Origin of the sequence: Prosthecobacter debontii, assembly GCF_900167535.1 — a bacterium.
Taxonomy (GTDB): domain Bacteria; phylum Verrucomicrobiota; class Verrucomicrobiia; order Verrucomicrobiales; family Verrucomicrobiaceae; genus Prosthecobacter; species Prosthecobacter debontii.
Map to the genome: position 1 here is coordinate 447,360 of NZ_FUYE01000001.1, position 16,866 is coordinate 464,225.

At 57.3% G+C, this 16,866-nt stretch carries 17 protein-coding genes; 6 read left to right on the forward strand and 11 right to left on the reverse strand.

The annotated features are described in order from the left end of the window. Positions 1-22 precede the first annotated feature (22 nt). Positions 23-439, reverse strand: coding sequence for a hypothetical protein (locus B5D61_RS01885; RefSeq protein WP_078811594.1), 417 nt, complete (start codon positions 437-439; stop codon positions 23-25). Positions 440-545: 106 nt separating this feature from the next. On the opposite strand from B5D61_RS01885, the gene B5D61_RS26585 reads away from it, so the two are divergent. Then, a complete protein-coding gene (locus B5D61_RS26585; protein WP_217698874.1) occupies positions 546-1,073 on the forward strand; it encodes a peptidoglycan-binding domain-containing protein in 528 nt (175 codons plus the stop codon). 483 nt (positions 1,074-1,556) lie between these two features. Here B5D61_RS26585 and B5D61_RS01895 read toward each other — a convergent pair whose 3' ends face one another. Both B5D61_RS01895 and B5D61_RS01900 read right to left on the reverse strand, forming a co-directional pair. Beyond that, positions 1,557-2,660, reverse strand: coding sequence for a DNA alkylation repair protein (locus B5D61_RS01895; RefSeq protein WP_078811726.1), 1,104 nt, complete (start codon positions 2,658-2,660; stop codon positions 1,557-1,559). Positions 2,661-2,806: 146 nt separating this feature from the next. Continuing rightward, positions 2,807-3,136, reverse strand: coding sequence for a DUF4282 domain-containing protein (locus tag B5D61_RS01900; protein ID WP_078811596.1), 330 nt, complete (start codon positions 3,134-3,136; stop codon positions 2,807-2,809). 129 nt (positions 3,137-3,265) lie between these two features. On the opposite strand from B5D61_RS01900, the gene mfd reads away from it, so the two are divergent. Further along, positions 3,266-6,541 (forward strand): transcription-repair coupling factor, encoded by a 3,276-nt coding sequence (mfd, locus tag B5D61_RS01905; protein ID WP_245846427.1) that lies wholly within the window; start codon positions 3,266-3,268, stop codon positions 6,539-6,541. Between the two features lie 14 nt (positions 6,542-6,555). On the opposite strand, the gene B5D61_RS01910 is transcribed toward mfd, so the two are convergent. Both B5D61_RS01910 and ccoG read right to left on the reverse strand, forming a co-directional pair. Beyond that, the gene (locus B5D61_RS01910) at positions 6,556-7,254 is read right to left on the reverse strand and encodes a sulfite exporter TauE/SafE family protein (protein WP_078811597.1); all 699 of its coding nucleotides are present in this window, start codon (positions 7,252-7,254) and stop codon (positions 6,556-6,558) included. A 166-nt stretch (positions 7,255-7,420) separates the two neighbouring features. Further along, complete coding sequence (gene ccoG, locus B5D61_RS01915) at positions 7,421-8,842, reverse strand: cytochrome c oxidase accessory protein CcoG (RefSeq protein WP_078811728.1); 1,422 nt, start codon at positions 8,840-8,842, stop codon at positions 7,421-7,423. Positions 8,843-8,958: 116 nt separating this feature from the next. Between ccoG and B5D61_RS01920 the strand changes: the two genes are divergently transcribed. After that, positions 8,959-9,192: a hypothetical protein gene (locus B5D61_RS01920; protein WP_078811598.1), complete on the forward strand. Its 234-nt coding sequence runs from the start codon at positions 8,959-8,961 to the stop codon at positions 9,190-9,192. Next, a complete protein-coding gene (locus B5D61_RS01925; protein ID WP_078811599.1) occupies positions 9,189-9,491 on the forward strand; it encodes a type II toxin-antitoxin system RelE/ParE family toxin in 303 nt (100 codons plus the stop codon). Before B5D61_RS01920 ends, B5D61_RS01925 begins: the two co-directional genes overlap by 4 nt. On the opposite strand, the gene B5D61_RS01930 is transcribed toward B5D61_RS01925, so the two are convergent. The 5 genes from B5D61_RS01930 to B5D61_RS26055 are packed head-to-tail and all read right to left on the reverse strand — an operon-like array spanning position 9,477 to position 13,147. Continuing rightward, a complete protein-coding gene (locus B5D61_RS01930) occupies positions 9,477-9,722 on the reverse strand; it encodes an addiction module protein (protein ID WP_078811600.1) in 246 nt (81 codons plus the stop codon). The genes B5D61_RS01925 and B5D61_RS01930 overlap by 15 nt on opposite strands. Before the next feature lie 60 nt (positions 9,723-9,782). Further along, positions 9,783-10,376 (reverse strand): cbb3-type cytochrome c oxidase N-terminal domain-containing protein, encoded by a 594-nt coding sequence (locus B5D61_RS01935; protein WP_078811601.1) that lies wholly within the window; start codon positions 10,374-10,376, stop codon positions 9,783-9,785. Positions 10,377-10,406: 30 nt separating this feature from the next. After that, entirely contained in the window at positions 10,407-10,562 is a 156-nt protein-coding gene (locus tag B5D61_RS26050) for a hypothetical protein (protein ID WP_176159171.1), read from the reverse strand. Positions 10,563-10,594: 32 nt separating this feature from the next. Further along, positions 10,595-12,976: a cytochrome-c oxidase, cbb3-type subunit I gene (gene ccoN, locus B5D61_RS01940; RefSeq protein ID WP_078811602.1), complete on the reverse strand. Its 2,382-nt coding sequence runs from the start codon at positions 12,974-12,976 to the stop codon at positions 10,595-10,597. A gap of 18 nt (positions 12,977-12,994) precedes the next feature. Continuing rightward, the gene (locus B5D61_RS26055; RefSeq protein WP_176159172.1) at positions 12,995-13,147 is read right to left on the reverse strand and encodes a hypothetical protein; all 153 of its coding nucleotides are present in this window, start codon (positions 13,145-13,147) and stop codon (positions 12,995-12,997) included. Between the two features lie 113 nt (positions 13,148-13,260). Between B5D61_RS26055 and B5D61_RS01945 the strand changes: the two genes are divergently transcribed. Further along, positions 13,261-14,589 carry a Gfo/Idh/MocA family protein gene (locus tag B5D61_RS01945; protein WP_176159173.1) on the forward strand — a complete coding sequence of 443 codons (1,329 nt, stop codon included), beginning with the start codon at positions 13,261-13,263 and terminating at the stop codon, positions 14,587-14,589. Between the two features lie 79 nt (positions 14,590-14,668). On the opposite strand, the gene B5D61_RS01950 is transcribed toward B5D61_RS01945, so the two are convergent. Continuing rightward, positions 14,669-15,307: an AAA family ATPase gene (locus B5D61_RS01950; RefSeq protein WP_078811729.1), complete on the reverse strand. Its 639-nt coding sequence runs from the start codon at positions 15,305-15,307 to the stop codon at positions 14,669-14,671. Positions 15,308-15,398: 91 nt separating this feature from the next. Here B5D61_RS01950 and B5D61_RS01955 point away from each other — a divergent pair, with 91 nt between their 5' ends. Beyond that, complete coding sequence (locus B5D61_RS01955; protein WP_176159174.1) at positions 15,399-16,859, forward strand: pectate lyase; 1,461 nt, start codon at positions 15,399-15,401, stop codon at positions 16,857-16,859. Positions 16,860-16,866: the final 7 nt, after the last annotated feature.

Here is a 16,866-nt window from a genome sequence, read left to right on the forward strand (position 1 = left end):
GTCCTCGCGTGGGAAAGAAATTTTATCTTATGAATGAATAGGGGCGGAGGTGGTGCGTCAGATACAATGTTATGAAACCCAACTTCTCCCCCAGCCGCCGGGGCCTCGGTGCGGCTTTCCTGGCGCTGTCAGTGGTCGGTATGCCTTTGGTGACCCAAGCGGATTCCCGGGATACTCGACGTGAGCGTGAACGTGAGCGCCCGTCCAGTTCATCCCGTCCGTCATCGTCGTCTCGTCCATCCATTCCTTCCTCCAGCAGGCCTTCGATTCCGCAGCGTCCCTCCACGCCTTCGGTGAGACCGAGCAGCAGCCCCCAGCGGCCTAGCATTCCCTCACGGCCCTCCATTCCTTCGGTGCGGCCACCGTCGGGTAGCTCCTCCCCGAGCAGTCGTCCCGGCGGCACAGTGACGCGTCCGAGCATCCCTTCACGGCCCTCCATCCCCTCAGTGCGTCCTCCATCCTCTCCGGGAAGTTCCTCAGGTAGCAGCCGTCCTAGTATCGTGACGCGTCCGTCGATTCCATCCCGGCCTTCGATTCCTTCCTCGGTGTCTCCTCGTCCGAGCCGCCCTTCGGATAGCTTGAGCTCACGTCACTCCGAAGTTCATAGCCGTCCATCCTTCTTTAACCGCCCTTCTTCGGTGAGGCATTCTTCAGGGCGTAGTCACTGGCACTACCATGACTCCTCTCGCTTCTCGGGGTTAAGTCGGCATTCGATCTTCCATAGCTACCCGCACCATCATTACCGTCTGTGCCAAGGCAACGGCTACCGGGGCTATGGCTGGTATTTCGGGCCGCCGAACATGGGTTACTACTATGAAACTCCCGGCGTGTATTATTACAGCTCGCTGAGTTCGGTGCCTTCTACCTATCTGAGCCTGCGTTATTCAGCCGTCAATTCGCTGGACTACGCCGTGCAGGAAGCCCTGGCGGATCTGGGTTACTATGGTGGCCCCCTGGACGGTGATATCGGCCCGATGTCCCGTTTGGCCATCGCTAACTTCCAGGCAGACAATGGTCTGGAACCCACCGGTATCATTGACGAAACCCTGCTGTATTACCTGGGCATCCAATGATGTGGCGATAGATCTCGACTCTTGAGTCGCTCAGTAAACCCTCGGCTGGTCAACGGCCGAGGGTTTATTTTGAGGTGTAAGTGAACTCGTTATCAAAAGGCAGGAGAACGCCAAGCTGTGATTACAAACCCAAAGGGTTGGCGTTATTGAGCCCTGGGTTCTTGGAACCCTGGGATGCTTGATGAAAAACATACGAGTCAGAGGTGAACCCCAACGGTGGTTCCGTCCATGGTTGATGGAACCGCTCCATATTGGGGGTCTGACCGCCCTAGACGGAACCCTTTCAGGCTTCGTCTCTAATCTGGGTGCATTGTTTCTAACAACCCGGGGTTGTGCCAACCCCGGGCTGAATGACGCAAGCCCGTTGGGCTAGAAGGCCTGGTCTGAATTACCGGAGGATGCAGGAAACCAAGCTGCCCAATGAGGGGGATGGCATCAATCGGACTATCGTTGGGGAAACCTGGAGCCTGATCTGAAATCGCTTCACTTCACCAGATCAAACCCACTCCTCGCCAAAGACTCACCATTGATCAGGATCTCCACCTCATGATGTCCGGCATGATGCACGCGGGTGGTGAAGTCCTTGATCATCTGCTGTCGCGTGAGTGAAATCGACGCATCAGCGGGCAGGGTGAGTTCCTTCCACTTGAAAACCTTGGCGGACACACTGCCACTCTTTTTGACGTAATGAATGGCATAATCCACGACGAGGCGCTGGCTTTGATTGGAGAGTGACTGGAGATTAAGTGTAAACTGGATCTTTTGGCCTAACTGAATGTGTGTGGGTGAAAGCGAGAAGTCCGTCACTTTGACCTTCGCTTTCTCCCCCGCGCCGATGATGGCTAAGGCACGTGGATCACCTTTTTTGATCAAGGTGCGCAGGGCGTGACGGACGATCCAAGCTGTGTGTGGGTTTTCCAAGGACCAAGCCTCCACACGATCCAGCATCCAGTCGGGGTGATCTTTGGTGATGTCGTTGAGATGATTGGCGACGGACTTGCGGACGTAGAGACTCTTGTCGGCCTTGAGGTTTTCTAAGATGGGCATCACCGGGGAGGGATCGGCAATCAGCGCCTCCAGCCGGAATGACCAAGGGAGCCGTGGGCGGCAGCCCTCACTGGCGAGCCGCCGCACACCTTCGTGTTCATCTTGGCTCCAGGTCCTCATGACCTTCAGGGTGCGTTTCAGATCTCGACGCAGATACTCACGGATGGCGAACTCCGAGGAGCCATAGACGGTGAAGTCCTTCAGCGCAGCCAGGGAGGCATCGAAGTGATCCAAGCCATACTGACCCACATAGTCAGGCAGGACGAGACTGACGAAGTTGTGATTGATGTGAGGTGCCAGACCCCGCAGCAAATCGAGAGTTTGAAGATAGTCCGCAGGTAGCGTGGCATGCAGACTCTCGGTCATCCGCCGCAGGCGCTGCATCAGGCTGAGTTCGTTCAATCCCTGGAGAGAGATTTTGAGAAAGCGCTGCCGATCAAAGCGAGGGTGAAGAACGCTGAGTTCATCCGCAATGTGCTCATACCGGGCACGGTCAAACCAGTCTTTTAGGGCAGGGGCGGCGGGGGGCGATTCGGGCATGGGGACAGGTTCCGGCAGGGTGGGTTCAATCGGGGGCAGGAGGTGGGCTCGGCGACCGAAGACGAGGAAGGAAAGCATCACCCGGCCAGAGTGGCGCAGGGCACTGACAACCCTATGTCAGCAGCGTTTTTCAGCCGCCTGCATTTTCACTCTTTGCGGATCTTTTCGGCGATCTGAAAGATGGCCAGGATGACTTCCATGGCGACCCGCGCCGTGAGCACATACAGCACAAATGCCACCGGCCCGGTGACCAGTGTGAAAAGCCCATAGAGAAAGCTGGAGCGGAAGCCGCTGAACATCCAGGTGAGGGCGGCTAGCGTGGCTGCCAGCAGGGTGAGCGCGTAAAGAATGCGGATGAGGTGCGGAGTGACGAAGTGCTTGAACGAAAAATCCAGCACCAGATCCAACACGGCCTTCAGCTCCGTCCACAGAGTGGCTGCAGCGGTGGGTGTTTTTTCGGGGGGTGGCGCACTCATGATCAGGGAAGCTAACGCCGACTCGGTGGAAGTTCATGCAGCTTGTGAAGTCAATTCACAGAGAGATTGCAGGAATGCATATTCTGCGCCCTGCTTGAGCTGGGAGACGTTATCTTCCCGCAGTTCCCTGTGTCAGATCTAGCCCCGGCTAAGAAGACGGCACGCAAGCAGGCCGTCAAAAAGCGTTCGCCTCTCCCCCCAGCCCGCGCGGAGAGGAAGGAGGTGCACGCTCTCGTGGCCACGGTGCTGGAGCAAAAGGAGTTTCGACAAAGGCTCAAGGCTCTCGGCTCCGGTCAGGAAATGGTCTTGGATCATGTGACCCCTGAGGCACGGGCCTTTGCGCTCGCGCTCGTGCTGGCGCATCTGGCCGAGACTCAGCCGGGCAAACGAATGTGGGTTTTATGCCCCGATGTGCGCACGCAGGATCAGCTCCACTCCGAGCTGCTCGTCTGGCAGTGTCCGACGCTCTACTTCCCCCGTCACAGCGCCCCTGCACTGGACGTGTTGCCGGACCCAGATGCTCTCGCGGAGCGGGTGTCCATCCTCAGCCGTTGGCGTGAGCACGGTCCGGATTGCCCTTCGGCGCTTTTGATTTGTGCCGATAGCTTGGAAGAGACCGTGCCGGCGGCGAAGGAGATCGAAAATCAGCGCCGCACGCTGGAGGTCGGGGGCAAGGTGGACGTCGAGGCCTTTCTAGAGGAACTGGATGCGGCGGGCTATGAGCGGGTGCCGGTAGTGATGGAGCGCGGCCAGTATGCTCGGCGCGGCGGCATCGTGGATTTCTTTTCCTGGCAGGCGGAGGAACCTCTGCGCCTGGAGTTCTTCGATGACGAGATCGAGTCCATTCGTGCCTTTGACATTCATCATCAGGCCTCGATCCGACGCATGGAGCGTGCGGGAGTCATTCTTCAAATCAGTGAATCTGCGGCTGAAGATGGTCGGGTGTCGGATTATCTCCAGCCGGAGGATCTGGTTCTCGTCATCGGGGATGAACTTGCGCCACGCTGCGATGCACGCATTGTGGCTGGGGCTGCGCCAGGAGATGATCTGGAGGATTTTTCCACGGCCATTCACGAGAATCCGCTGGGGGTGTTCGATGCCTCTGACTTCGTGCTGCATGAGGCGCGTCGAAAGCAGTTCCAGCTGCAATTGAAAGAGTGGCAGGGGCAGCGCTGGCGCACGGTGATCTTCTTCCATAATGAAGCGGAGAAGGAACGGTTTGCCGAATTGGCCTCGACCCTGACGGTGAAGGCTCCAGAGGCTTTGTTAGGCCTTTTGTATCGTGGTTTCACGATTCCCTCGGCCAAGTTGGCCGTGCTTACAGGAGCCGAAATCTTTGGCCGACATCAGTACACGCGGCGCGTGCGGGGATCGAAGCTCGATGATCCTGAAACCCTGCGTAAAGCCCGTGATGTCTTGCGTGAGTTACGCGATGGCGATCTGGTGGTGCATTCAGATCACGGCATCGCACGTTACGGCGGTGTATCCACACGCATCAGCCCCGGTGGTCGGCGTGAGGAGGTGCTGGTGCTGCACTATGCGGAGGAGGCGAAATTCTTCGTGCCGGTGGCACAGGCGCACATGGTCACTCGCTATGTCGGTGTGGGTGGAAAAGCCCCTGCACTGAGTAAGCTAGGTGGTGCCTCCTGGCAAAAGACCCGCAAGAGCGCGGAGAAGAGTGTCGAGGAATTTGCCGCCAAGATGCTGACTATCAGTGCGGAGCGGCAGAGCGTCACAGGCTTCGCTTTTCCTCCAGATAGCAAGTGGCAGATGGAGTTTGAGAACTCCTTCCTTTATCGCGAGACACCGGATCAACTCCGCTGCGTGGAGGACATCAAGCAGGACATGGAGTCTGAAAAACCCATGGACCGTCTGCTCTGTGCGGATGTGGGATTCGGTAAAACGGAAGTGGCGATCCGAGCCGCCTTCAAAGCAGTGATGGGCGGCAAACAGGTGGCGATTCTGGTGCCCACGACGGTGCTGGCACGGCAGCACTGGAGCAACATCCGCGAGCGCATGAGCGAGTTCCCAGTGACGGTGGAAATGCTTTGCCGATTAACCCCGAAAAAGAACGAAAAGAAAATCGTCGAAGGCATCCGCGAGGGTCAGGTGGACATCGTGGTCGGCACGCATCGAGTCATTTCGAAAGACGTGCGCTTTAAAGATCTCGGCCTCGTCGTGATTGATGAAGAGCAGCGCTTCGGCGTGAAGCACAAAGAGCGGTTCAAGGAACTGTTCCGGTTTGTGGATGTGTTGACGCTGAGCGCCACACCTATCCCCCGCACGCTGTATTTGGCGCTCATGGGGATGCGTGACATGAGCACCATTGAAACACCGCCACCTAACAAACAAGCGGTTCAAACCTTGATCTGTCCGTATGATGAACGGGTGATCAAACAGGCGGTGGATGCGGAATTGGATCGTGGTGGTCAGATCTTCTTTTTGCACAACCGCGTCATGACGATTGAAAAGATGGCACAGCGCATCCGTGAGCTGTGTCCTAGGGCCAAGGTGATCATTGGCCACGGGCAGATGGATGAGGAATTGCTGGAAGATGTCATGCACACCTTTGTGGATGGCCGGGCAGATGTCTTGGTCTGCACCACGATCATTGAGAGCGGTGTGGACATCCCGAATGCCAATACTATCATCATTGATCGAGCAGACCGGTTTGGCCTAGCGGATCTGTATCAGCTACGTGGTCGCGTAGGGCGTGGTGGGCAGCAAGCCCATGCGTATCTGCTGCTACCTCGGGATGCGGTGACGGCGGGCGATGCACGCAAGCGCGTGAATGCCATCAAACAATACGCAGGCTTGGGCAGCGGGTTTAAGATCGCTCTGCGAGACCTGGAGATTCGTGGCGCGGGGAACTTGCTGGGCACCGAGCAGAGCGGGCACATTGCGGCGGTCGGTTTCGATATGTATTGCCAGATGCTCAAACAGGCCGTGAATAAGATGCAGGGGCGGCGAGTGGCGCGGCCGATCGAGGTGGCGCTGCGGGCCGATTTTCTGGTGCAATCCGAAGCTCTCATGGTGCAGGCGGCTCAAGGGGCGACGCCCGCCTTCCTGCCGAATGCCTTCATCGAAGACACTCGCTTGCGCATTACGGCTTATCGTCAGTTAGGCGAAGTGATGACGCGCAAGGAACTCGATGAACTGGAGAGCCAATGGCGTGACCAGTTTGGCGATAAGCTGCCCCACGCGGTGCAGAACCTACTCACCTGCGCTGCGATCCGTTTGGCAGCATCTCATGCAGGCATTACGGATGTGGAAATTAAAGAACGAAAACTCATGCTGACTCGCAACGGTCAACTCGTCATGATCCAGGGTAAGTTTCCACGTCTGACTGAACGTCAAGGGCACAAGCAGTTGCAGGAAGCGCTGATGATGCTCCGGAGCTTGTGAACGCTAGGCGTGGATCATAGCATCGCATGGCAGCAACTCGGCACGGCATCGCTGCCGAAATCCAAGGTGTCTCGCAGACGCCACGCCATCACGAGCGCGGCGACGAGCGCCAAAGCTCGTTGAAACTTGCGCAGGGTGGCGGGTTGCAGGCGTCCGCCTAGCCAATGGATTTGAGTTTGTGCCAACCACAGCAGAGGCAGGGTGCCGAGCCCAAAAGCAATGGCGAATTCAGCGCCTTTAAACACACTGCCATTCGCCAAGGCGAGGGCGAACATGACATACAAGGGACCGCAGGGCAGGAGTGGCGTGGCGAAGCCCAGCAGAGCAGCTCGGGTTCCGCTCTTCATCCGGAAAGCTTTCTCCTGAATTTTGCGCAGGCTGCCACTGAGGAACTTGGGTTTAGGCAGCCACTTATCCAAGCCGAGGCCAACGAGGGCAAAGGCCACCACCATCATCCACGGCAGCACAATGCCTGCCCCATGCTGAGCCCAACTCAGCGGTATGAAACCCGCCGCACCCGCGATGCCGCCGACGAGACCGTAGGCGAGCAAACGCCCTGTGTGGTAGAGGGCTGTGCTGCGCATGAAACCCGCCATGCCAGGCTGTGAGGAGACGGCCCAGGAACAGGACAGGGGACCACACATCCCGATGCAGTGGACGCTGGTGACGAGACCAGCCAGAAAGGCCGCAGCACTGGTGTCAATGGTGGTCATGAAGCTTGGTTGGAGCCGAAACGTCGTGGGTTAATGGGAACTCTGCTGAGGAAGCGGTCGAAAAACTCGCTCGACCTCCGCCGGGCGGTTCTTGATGGCAAACACGATGAAACTCATCCAAATCGCCACGAAGGTGAGGAAGGCTAGGATGGGCAACAACCAGGGGTTATTGAACAAAATCTTTCGGATTGAGAGGGGCATCGGATTTGAGTCTGGGGTCGGGGCCGAGGAACTCCATTTGACGCGTTTCGGCCGAGTCGCTGCGGTCGAGGTCGGTGACCTTGACATGGAGTTTAAAGGAGCGTTGGAAAGCGGACTCTGGTAGGCTGAGCACCAGCGTTTTTTGATCTTCGGCCAGAGGTGCCAGATGAAGCTCTTCGTCCAGACCGGTGACCGAGAGATTGGCGGGGAGATCCCCCGCTAGTTCCAAGCGATACCGCCCAGGGCTATTACGTTTATTGATCACCCTAACCAAAAATTGATTTCTTAACACACCGTCCGCCAAGTAAAACGGCGCGCCCACCATGCGCACACTGCTGGCGCGGAGGGGCTTGATGCGGGTGGCGGAGAAAATGAAAGCGCCCATGCCGAGCAGCAGCAGCCCCGTGTAGAGAATGATGCGGGGGCGCAGAAAGTGGGTTTTACCTCCAGCTAAAGCCGTGAGGGAACTGTAGCGCACTAGCCCGGTGGGGCGTTTCAGTTTCAGCATGATGTCATCGCAGGCATCCACACAGGCGGCACAGCCGATGCACTCGAGCTGCAGGCCATTACGAATGTCAATGCCGGTCGGGCAGACCTGCACGCAGCGGCGGCAGTCAATGCAGGATCCCGTAGTGCTGCCGACTTTACCGCGGGGTTCACCGCGATTTTTGTCATAACCAATGACCACGCTATTGTCGTCGGTGAGTGCGGATTGCAGACGCCCATAGGGGCAGAGAATCACACAAAACTGTTCACGGAACCAACTGAAGGCGAAGTAAAGGCTACCTGTGAGAAAGATTACCACCCCAAAAGCGGCCAAGTGCTGCGTGGGGGGGCCCTGCATCATCTCATAGAGCTTTTTCAGCGAGACGAAGTAGCTCAGGAAAATATGGGCAATGACGGCAGAGATCACGACATAGGTGCCATGCTTGAGCCCCCGTTTGAAGACCTTGTGGAGGCTCCAGGGAGCATCATCCAGGCGACGTCTGGCCGTGGCATCCCCTTCGATCCAACGCTCAATGCGACGATACACATGCTCCAGAAAGACCGTGTAAGGGCAGGTCCAGCCACACCACAGTCGGCCAAAGAGCGCCGTCACATAAAACAACGAGAATGCCAGCCCGGTGATGAGGAAGAACCCCACCCACAAATCCTGAGTGGCGAGGGTCAGGCCCAGGAAGTGAAAGCGCCGCTCTTGCACATCGAGGAACACGGCCGGGTAACCATTGATCGGAATCCAGGGGAGCGCCACATAGATACCGATCAGCAACAGTGCTGACCAGCGGCGCCAGGATGTAAACCGCCCCCGAACGTCGGCCGGATGAATGTATCGACGTGAGCCGTCTTCCTGAATGGAGGACAGCGAGTCCAGGGTGGGTGTTTTCATGGTCAATCCAATGTCCGCGGCATGGATCATCCCGCTTCCCGCCGATTGCGGATTGGGGGGCGGATTTTGCGGGGAGAAACGGTTGCTAGGCTCGGCAAATCTCGTATTTTTTAGCCATGAGTGCCGTCGTTTCGCATCTTCTCGACCAGGCCCTGCTGTTGTCTGAAGAGGCACGCACGGAACTGGTGGAGGCCATCTTGGAAAGAAGCTCTCCGTCAGAAGATTTTATACAGGCTCAAGTGCACGTGGTGGCTGAGCGAATGAAAAATGTTCGCGAAGGAAAGTCCGCATTGATCGTGGAGACAGAGGCCCATCAACAGGTTTTGGCGTCCCTGAAGCTCCGCCAATGATCGTTTCTTTTGAAGCGCAAGCGCTTGAGGAATATCAGGACGCGGCCCAATACTCAGAGGATCGTTTTGGTCTGGGAAAAGCGTTCGTCCTAGCGATGGAACAGGCGTTAGAAGCCATCGCCTTAAATCCCGAGCGCTATCAATCGGTCGGTGAGGGGATTCGGATTTTTCGGATGAAAAGATTCCCTTACTATCTCTTTTATCACTTCTCAGATGAGCTGAAGCAGGTTGTGATTTATGCGGTAGCACATCATCGCAGGCAGTCTGATTATTGGAGAGGACGACTACCGGAGAGGTAGGTTCATCTCATCAATGCTGGGGCAAGTTTTGAAGCGGGCGAGAAACGATTCATGCGTGATCTCAAGCCCAGGATTTGCTTCCATTTCAGCGGCTCTCAATTCAGCCTCTTTGAGCCAAGCTTCAGTAGCCTCCTTTTGCCAATTAGCAGGAACGCTTGCATGGAGTTGATCGGCAAGGGCAAGACGTTCCTGCATCGGTAGGGCCAACAAGGTCTGGGTCGCCGTGCTCATGGGATAGCTTTGGCGATAGAGCCCAAAAATTCAGTCTCAATTCTAACGATAGGAAAACCCTCACTTCGCCTTCAGCGGCGAGTCCCCGGCGAGAGTGATGGGCTCACCTTTCTCGTGTTTGCTCAGCACATAGGCCACCACTTCCACGACGCGCTGGAGACCGAGTTGAGGTTCCCAGGGAGGCATGCCTTTGGTGATGTCGGGGGAACCTTTACGCACGACCGTCAGGATCTGGGTGGGGTTGCCACCATGCTTCCATTCTTGGTCATTGAGCGGTAGGCCCGGGAGTTTAGCTCCGGCGAGGTGGGCACTGAGGTCAGCCGCATGACAGGCCACGCAAGTGGTGTTGTAGGTGGCGGCACCTGCAGCGACGATTTTCTCATCGCGAGACATCTCCCAGAGCTTGTCGTCGTTGATCTGCTCCAACTCCTGCTTCTGCACTTCGGCGATGTTATCCATGGCGCGCTGGATGTTTTTCTCATCCGACATGCCGACGCCGAATTGATAATAAGCCACCCAGGCGATGACGAACCAGACCATGGTGATATACCAGGTGAAGAGCCACCAGTTGGGCAGTTTCTGGTCATACTCCTGGATGCCGTCGTAAACGTGTTCTCGGAGTTGAGGACCTTGATTGGGGGAGTCTTGGGACATGTGAGCGCGTGTTTAAAAGTTCAGCAGAGTTCAGTCATCCAGAGGCAGTTGGGCCATGCGGTCCATGCGGTCTTTTTTCAGAGCCACAGCGCGGATGATGAAGGTCAGGAAAACCAGCCCGGTGATGCCGAAGGAGACGTAGGGCACCCAGTTCAGCCAGGCCTCATAGATGACGTTGCGAAACATAACGTTAGGTCAGGGTGGTGAAGGGTTGAAGATTATTCGCTTTCAGCAGGGCGCTGTTTGTCTGGGTTGCCAGGGCCGGGGATCAACTGAGGCACACCAGGAGCACCGCGCATTTTTTCCTCCGCTTCCGGAGTGTCGTATTTGCCCAGCTTCTGGAGGTAGGCGATGAGGGCCACGATCTTGGTGTCAGGGGAGGCGACGAGTTTGTCGTTCTTCAGGTTCTCGACGATCTCGATGCCTTGTTTGATGGCGTTCTCCTTGATCTCCACATCGGTCATGATGGGGTAGGGCACACCGAGTTTCACCATCGTGGCGATCTTTGAAGGTAGAGATTTCTGGTCAAACTTCTCGGTGAAGAGGTGAGGGTAGGCTGGCATGTTCGAGCCCACCGAGGTGCTGCGGGGTTCCATCATGTGGTTGTAGTGCCAGCTATGGGGATACTTACCACCTTCACGGGCCAGATCAGGTCCAGTGCGCTTGGAGCCCCACTGGAAGGGGTGATCATAGATGCTCTCACCCATGCGGCTGTAGTCACCGTAGCGCAGCACATCCGGCAGCATGGTGCGGATCATCTGGCTGTGGCAGTTGTAGCAGCCTTCGCTCACGTAAATGTCACGGCCTGTCAGCTCCAGCGGGGTATAGACTTGCTGGATACGGTCTTCCATGTTCTTCGCGCGATTCACCATCACGGTGGGCACGATCTGGATCAGGCCACCGAGCGCCACGGCAATGAAGGTGAGCACGGTGAAGGGGAGCCAGTTCTCTAACAAGCGATCATACCAGTTGGACCAGCGCTGATGGTTCTCGGCAAATTTCTTCACCGCGATGGCAGCAAAGGCCAGCGAGCAGATCAGCGCGGTGATGTCGGCACCTTTCGGGAGGAAGATCCAGCCCATGAGCAGGAACAGACCGGCAAAGAGATAAGTCACAGGATCTGAGAGGAAGGTGGTCTTCAGCCCCATGTTATCCACGCTACCACGCTGGATGACGGCCACTTCGCGGGTTTCATTCACCGCCTTACCGCGGCGGGCAGTGCACCATAGATTCCACAGCATGAGGCCCATGCCCACCAGATATAAGCTGCCGCCGATGATACGGAAGGCCATCATCGGCCGGATGGCAGTGAGGGTTTCGATGAAGTTCGGATACGTCAGAGCTGTGCCGGCGGCATTGGTGGAGTTCAGCATCAGGCCCTGCATGATGCCTGAGACCCACATGGCAGCCACATAGAGAAGGATACCCACCAGGGAAATCCAGAAGTGGAAATTGGCCATCGAAGTGGAGTGGAGCTTCGTTCCATACAGGCGTGGGGTCAGCCAGTAGAACATCCCAGCGGCCATGAGACCGTTCCAGCCGAGGGCACCGCTGTGCACGTGACCGATGGTCCAGTCCGAATAGTGAGACAGGGCATTCACCGCACGAATGGAGAGCAGAGGGCCTTCGAAGGTGGACATGCCGTAGAAGGTCACCCCGGCGATGAAGAACTTCACCACAGGGTCCGTGCGCAGCTTATCCCAGGCTCCGCGCAGCGTCAGCAGACCATTCAGCATCCCGCCCCAGCTGGGTGCCCAGAGCATGAGACTGAAGAACATGCCCAGCATCTGCAACCACTTGGGCAGGGAGGTATTTAGCAAGTGGTGCGGCCCCGCCCAGATGTAGATGAAGACCAGGGACCAGAAGTGAACGATGGACAACCGATAGGAATACACCGGACGCTCCACAGCCTTCGGCAGGAAGTAATACATGATCCCCAGGATGGGGGTGGTGAGGAAGAAGGCGACGGCATTATGCCCATACCACCATTGCACGAGCCCGTTCTGCACGCCCGCGAAGATGGTATAACTATGAGTCCAACTGGTCGGGATAGATAGGTGGTTCACGATGTACAGCATGGCCACCGTGATGATGGTGGCGATGTAGAACCACAGAGCCACATACAGAGAGGGCTCATTGCGTCGGGCCAGCGTCCAAAAGAAGTTCACGGCGAAGACCACCCAGATCAGCGCCACGGCGATATTGATGGGCCAGATCAGCTCCGCATATTCTTGGCCACGAGTAAACCCGAGCGGGAGAGTGACGGCTGCGCTGGCAATGATCGCCTGCCAGCCCCAGAAGTGAATCTTGGACAGCAGGTCCGACGCCATCCGCGCCTTACACAGACGCTGGGTGGAGTAGTAGATCCCCGAGAACATCATGTTCCCCACGAAGGCAAAGATCACCGCGTTCGTGTGCAGCGGGCGCAGGCGACCGAAGGAGAGCCAGGGCGCAAGATTGAGCTGGTGAAAATTGAGCTGAGCGGCGATGAAAACACCCACCAGCATGCCGATGATGCCCCATCCGATGGAGGCCCACATGAACTGGCGGACGATCTTGTCGTCGAACTCAATGGTTTGTTTTTGGGTGGCGAGGTTCATGACAAAAGGGTGCTGGGATTAGCGGCGGTCGGTTTGATCCGCCTCCAGCGGCAGGAGAGAGATCTGCTCCAGAGAGCGACGCTGGCGCTGGCTGCGCTCGGCGAAGAACAGGACGGCGAAGAGCACTGCAAAGGCGAGGCTCATGAAGATGGTGACAGCAAAGACTTCCATACTGGTGCCAAGAAACTCCATGCCTCCCGCACCTGCTCTGCACGCCTTGTTTGTTCATGCACCAATTTTGCTGGCCAGAAATCGCACAGTCTCGGCGTTGTAGCGTTCCTGCCATGAATCGCCGCCGTTTTCTCCACACCACCGCCGCCTCAGTGTCCGCCCTGGGCTTCCCCGCCATCCTGCGCAGTGCCTCGCCAAATTCCATGCTTCAGGTGGCCAGCGTCGGTGTCGCTCGCATGGGTGGCAATACCATGCGCAGCGTGGGGCGGCATGAGAAGGTGAAAATAGTCGCCCTCTGTGATGTGGACGCCAAGCACATGGCCATGGCCGCCAAAGACTTCCCTGACGCCAGCCAGCTCAAAGACTGGCGTGAGCTCCTGGCCAGCCACGCTGATAAATTCGATGCCATCACCATCGGCACCCCAGATCACATGCATGCGGCCCCCGCCGTGCTTTCCCTGCGGGCGAAAAAGCATGTCTATTTGCAGAAACCCATGGCCCCCACGCTGCACGAGTGTCGCGTGATCACTCAGGAAGCGAAGAAAGCCGGAGTCGTCACTCAACTGGGCAACCAAGGCCGCTCCAGCATCGAGGCGCGCATGACCGTGGAGATCATTCGCAGCGGGGCAATTGGCAAGGTGAAGGAGGTCATCATGTGGGAAAACAAGCCCCTCAACTGGTGGCCGAAAAACACCGAGCTCCGCCCCGAGGGGGATCCTTTACCCGAGGGACTGGACTGGGATCTCTGGTGTGGTGTGCGCGCTCCCGTGCCCTATTTGAAAGACACCTACCATCCGCAGAACTGGCGCGCCTGGTTTAACTTCGGTTGCGGTGAGATGGGAGACATGGGCTGCCATCACTTCGACACCACCTTCGATGCCCTCAAGCTCTCCACCCCCATCCGTGCCCGCCTTACGCATGGAGGCAGCAGTGGCCCGCTCTGGGGCGAGAAACGCATCGTCGAGCTGGATTTCCACGGCAGCGAGTTCACTGCCGATGACACAGTGCGCGTCACCTGGAACGACGGCGGCATGGATCCGGACATGACCAAGGTGAAAATGCCGAAAGTCCTCACCAAATTCCCCGCCTCAGGCACCTACTGGGTCGGCACGGAGGGCGCCATCTTCAAACCGTATGGCCAACGTCCCTTCGTCCTGCCTGAAGAGAGCTTCCCGGCGGAGAAATACCCGAAAGGTCTCAAAGGCCAGGATCACTACTTCGATTGGGTGGACGCCATCTTGGACGGCCGCAAAAGCTGCGCCGACTTTACCCACGGTGGCCCACTCACCGAGTCGGTCCTCGTTGGCACCCTCACCGACCGCTTCCCCGGTCAGTGGCTGGAGTTCGATCGCGAAACCTGCACCATCTCCAACCACGAAATGGCCAACCAACTCGTCAAACGCGACTACCGCGATGGCTGGAAGGTGGAAGGCTTGGGGTGAAGAAACCGAAACCTCCTGTTGGAGGAAGCCAAAACACTTTGTTGGCTCTTCGGCGTTAAGCCAAAGGGGCGAATGATTGTCACATGCGGGTTAAGCCACCCGCATTGGATGATGATGCCTGCGTTTGGCTCAATTCCTCCACCATCTCCTGAAGCGTCTTTAAGCCGAGGCCGATCTTCTGGAAAAAGGAGTGGTGGTGGTGGATGAGCCTGAACGCGGGGTGGGGAGCCCAGCAGGCGCGCAGACGGGCATCGAGGGCGATGGCGCGGTCTAGGGTTTCGTTGCGGATGGGATTCCCGCCTTCGATGGAGTCGCCTCCGACGGCGGCGGTTTCGAAGAAGATGGCGGCATCGTAACGCGCTAACTCGGCCTCGCGGGTGGTGTTTAGAGTGTCGTAGTAGTCCTGCTCGCCACCGGGCCAGTAGGCGGCCCCATCCACGGTGCCACGGTCGCAGAGCAGGATGCGGCCGGGATAGAGCATCGCGTATTCTTCCTCCAGGTGGCGTTGGACGTGGAAGATGGCGCTTTGCACATGACGCTGGGCGGCTGGCAGGGTGGAGCGGGGAAGGCCTCCTTGAAAAAGCAGCGTGGCGGCCTCAGGCACGATGACCACTGAATCGCCGATTTCACGTCGAAAGAGGTCGGCTGAGGTGGTCTTACCGCCGCCGGGACCTCCGGTGAGGGCGATGCGGAGCGGACGAGGGGATGCAGTTTCCATGATTCCATCTGAGCACATAGGATTTTCGGTTTCAAAGCAAGATCGTTCCAAAAGCCACGTGCTAGGCAGTGCGCCCCAACCTCGATTCCCCATGAAACCACTGCAGTTCCTGTTCACTTCTCTGACTCTGCCTTTAGCCCTCTCGGCTGCCGATGTGTGGCCGGATCCAGCGGAGGTGACAATGGCGATGAAAAAGGCAACGTCGTTTTACACCGAGAAACTGGCGGTGCATGGCGGTTACGCGTCTTCTTGGGAGAAGGATTTGAGTCAAGCCTATGTGGAGGGGAAGAAAGGTCGCGAATTCATTTCGATTCAGCCCCCAGGGACGACCACCGTGGGGTTGTCTTTGGTAAGAGCGTATTTGGCGACAGGCGATCAGCAATTTTTGAAAGCGGCACGGGCGGCAGCGGGGGCCTTGATCGAAAGTCAACTTGCCAGTGGGGGGTGGCCAGCCGAGTTTGATTTCTCGGGTGAATACGACAAGAAATTCCATCTGCGTCGGCAGGTGCTGGCGGGGGATACCCAGGCTGGAAAACGCAGTGCCTACAGCACGCTGGATGATAACAAGACCCAATCCGCACTGCTCTTTTTGTTGGAGTTGGCGCATCTGCCCGAGACTCAGGACGATCAGGCACTGCAGGAATGCTTAAAAGTAGGAATGGATAGTTTGTTAGGGGCTCAGTACCCGAACGGTGCTTGGCCGCAGCAGTTCGATGCCCCGGCTGACTCTGCCACACCCGTGATCCCTGCGCGTTACCCGGCAGATTGGCCCCGCACCTTTCCCCATGAGAAATACGTGAGCTTTTACACGCTGAATGATCATAACATGCAGAAGATAGTTCAGCTCTTGCTGCGGGCCTATGACCTCATCAAAGAGGAGCGTTACCTCAACTCCGCGAAGAAAGCGGGTGACTTCTTCATTCTTGCCCAGATGCCGGAGCCTCAACCTGGGTGGGCGCAGCAATACAATCATCAGATGGAGCCGGTATGGGCACGTAAATTTGAGCCACCTTGTGTGACGGGTGGAGAAAGCCTGAGCACGATGGAGACGCTGTATGAGCTGTATGTGGTCACCGGAGATGAAAAGTATCTGAAACCTCTGCCCGCAGCCTTTGCGTGGTATGAGCGCTCTGCTTTGCCCGATGGTTTGTATGCACGCTTCTATGAGCTGAAGACGAATAAGCCTCTGTTCTTTGTGAAGGATACCTATGAGCTGGTCTATACCGATGACAATCTCCCCACGCACTATGGTTTCAAGTTGGACTATGTGACGCGTGACCTCGCTCGTCTCAAAGAACAGATGCAGAGGTCTCGCGAAGAGCTTCTAGCGAAACGGCATGCACCTGACACGGAGAAGAGCTGGACCAGTCGCGCGAAGGGGGCGGTGGATAAAACGGTGCAGGCTCTGAAGTCTCAAACCGCCGAAGGTTACTGGCTGAAGGGTGATGAAATCGATGCCGGAGAGTTTGTCCGTCACTTCAATGCCATGGCCGCTTATGTGGAAGGAGCCAATAAAGGAGGCGAAGCTTTTGCAAAAGCTCAGAAGCGGTGAGTTGAAA

Excerpts from the sequence above, each read along its gene's own strand:
- B5D61_RS01885 (WP_078811594.1), bottom strand. The coding sequence starts at position 439 with ATGGAGGGCCGTGAAGGGATGCTCGGACGCGTCACTGTGCCGCCGGGA.
- B5D61_RS01895 (WP_078811726.1), bottom strand. The coding sequence starts at position 2,660 with ATGCCCGAATCGCCCCCCGCCGCCCCTGCCCTAAAAGACTGGTTTGAC.
- B5D61_RS01900 (WP_078811596.1), bottom strand. The coding sequence starts at position 3,136 with ATGAGTGCGCCACCCCCCGAAAAAACACCCACCGCTGCAGCCACTCTG.
- B5D61_RS01910 (WP_078811597.1), bottom strand. The coding sequence starts at position 7,254 with ATGACCACCATTGACACCAGTGCTGCGGCCTTTCTGGCTGGTCTCGTC.
- ccoG (WP_078811728.1), bottom strand. The coding sequence starts at position 8,842 with ATGAAAACACCCACCCTGGACTCGCTGTCCTCCATTCAGGAAGACGGC.
- B5D61_RS01920 (WP_078811598.1), top strand. The coding sequence starts at position 8,959 with ATGAGTGCCGTCGTTTCGCATCTTCTCGACCAGGCCCTGCTGTTGTCT.
- B5D61_RS01925 (WP_078811599.1), top strand. The coding sequence starts at position 9,189 with ATGATCGTTTCTTTTGAAGCGCAAGCGCTTGAGGAATATCAGGACGCG.
- B5D61_RS01930 (WP_078811600.1), bottom strand. The coding sequence starts at position 9,722 with ATGAGCACGGCGACCCAGACCTTGTTGGCCCTACCGATGCAGGAACGT.
- B5D61_RS01935 (WP_078811601.1), bottom strand. The coding sequence starts at position 10,376 with ATGTCCCAAGACTCCCCCAATCAAGGTCCTCAACTCCGAGAACACGTT.
- B5D61_RS26050 (WP_176159171.1), bottom strand. The coding sequence starts at position 10,562 with ATGTTTCGCAACGTCATCTATGAGGCCTGGCTGAACTGGGTGCCCTAC.
- ccoN (WP_078811602.1), bottom strand. The coding sequence starts at position 12,976 with ATGAACCTCGCCACCCAAAAACAAACCATTGAGTTCGACGACAAGATC.
- B5D61_RS26055 (WP_176159172.1), bottom strand. The coding sequence starts at position 13,147 with ATGGAAGTCTTTGCTGTCACCATCTTCATGAGCCTCGCCTTTGCAGTG.
- B5D61_RS01945 (WP_176159173.1), top strand. The coding sequence starts at position 13,261 with ATGAATCGCCGCCGTTTTCTCCACACCACCGCCGCCTCAGTGTCCGCC.
- B5D61_RS01950 (WP_078811729.1), bottom strand. The coding sequence starts at position 15,307 with ATGGAAACTGCATCCCCTCGTCCGCTCCGCATCGCCCTCACCGGAGGT.
- B5D61_RS01955 (WP_176159174.1), top strand. The coding sequence starts at position 15,399 with ATGAAACCACTGCAGTTCCTGTTCACTTCTCTGACTCTGCCTTTAGCC.